Source organism: Bradyrhizobium sp. Unk1, from assembly GCF_059512345.1.
In genome coordinates, this window is record NZ_JCAMOP010000221.1 from 1 (window position 1) to 518 (window position 518).

General features: G+C 57.9%; 1 protein-coding gene. It reads right to left on the reverse strand.

Annotation, left to right across the window (positions count from 1 at the left end):
* Window positions 1-123: 123 nt before the first annotated feature.
* Window positions 124-366 (reverse strand): DUF2934 domain-containing protein, encoded by a 243-nt coding sequence (locus AC5ZFO_RS48230; RefSeq protein ID WP_354268484.1) that lies wholly within the window; start codon window positions 364-366, stop codon window positions 124-126.
* Window positions 367-518: the final 152 nt, after the last annotated feature.

A 518-nucleotide genomic window follows, 5' to 3' on the forward strand; every position in this document is an offset into this window, starting at 1 on the left:
GGTCCTGCCGCGCCTTCTGAGCAGCCCTTTCTGAGACCGAACTTCCGGGCCCGCGGAGGCGCACCAACGCACGGGCGTGGCGCGCTGGCGGGTGGAGTATGGGTTTCGAGTATCTAGCTTTGGCTATCGCGCATCGATCTCTCGCTCTGCCGCCAGCCAAAAATCTAGGTCGCGCCCCGTCATAGGCCGGCCGCCTTGCTCCCAGAGCTCGTAAGCGCGGTCACTGATCTGTCTATGCCGCAAGCGGTTAAATAGTCCCCTCCTAATTTCTTTCACAAGCTCCAATGGAGTTGCGGTGATCTCACCGCGGATGTAGCCAGCTGCCCGGCTAGGCAAGATCTGATCTGCTTTTCGAAGTTTTTCCATCGCAGTTGGGTCCGTCCAAACTATCCAGGAAATTATGCCTGTCGTTGTCCGATCATCGCAATAGATTTTGCGAGTTTTCCTCCAGCGGTTGGGGCTAACCTATCGGCTGGGGGCCCCAAACAGACGCGTTGCCAAGTCTGTTGTTCCCCGGA

What these genes read in the sequence shown, in the direction of transcription:
- AC5ZFO_RS48230 (WP_354268484.1), bottom strand. Translation starts at nt 366, where the DNA reads ATGGAAAAACTTCGAAAAGCAGATCAGATCTTGCCTAGCCGGGCAGCT.